Origin of the sequence: Streptomyces hilarionis (assembly GCF_024539675.1) — a bacterium.
Taxonomy (GTDB): Bacteria; Actinomycetota; Actinomycetes; order Streptomycetales; family Streptomycetaceae; genus Streptomyces; species Streptomyces hilarionis.
Window position 1 is genome coordinate 1 of the sequence record NZ_JAHHIT010000612.1, and the last position, 312, is coordinate 312.

A 312-nucleotide genomic window follows, 5' to 3' on the forward strand; every position below is an offset into this window, starting at 1 on the left:
TAAGCGCACCATTGCTCGTCACTCGGATCGACCTGGGGCGGAATTATCGACTTGGCCATCCGGTTGAAGTCATGGATGCCACGGATCTCGTTGAAGATCGTCCAGCCAGCGGACCGAGCGTCGAATGGGTTGAGAATGTAATCGCCTTTGAAACTGAATTTCGAATAGAACGTGCCGTTTGGGTCGACAACGGCCATGCGATCACCACGCTTCAATGCCGAGGCGATCATGCCTTCCATAGTTACCGACTTACCGGCACCGATAGACGCGCAGATCATCGTGTTTCGATCTTCAAGGTGCAGAGGCATAGGC

At 53.8% G+C, this 312-nt stretch carries 1 protein-coding gene; it reads right to left on the minus strand.

The features are described from left to right. On the minus strand, nucleotides 1-308 hold a 308-nt coding region (locus KMS84_RS44340), incomplete at its 3' end, for a type IV secretion system DNA-binding domain-containing protein (RefSeq protein ID WP_498066978.1). Nucleotides 309-312: the final 4 nt, after the last annotated feature.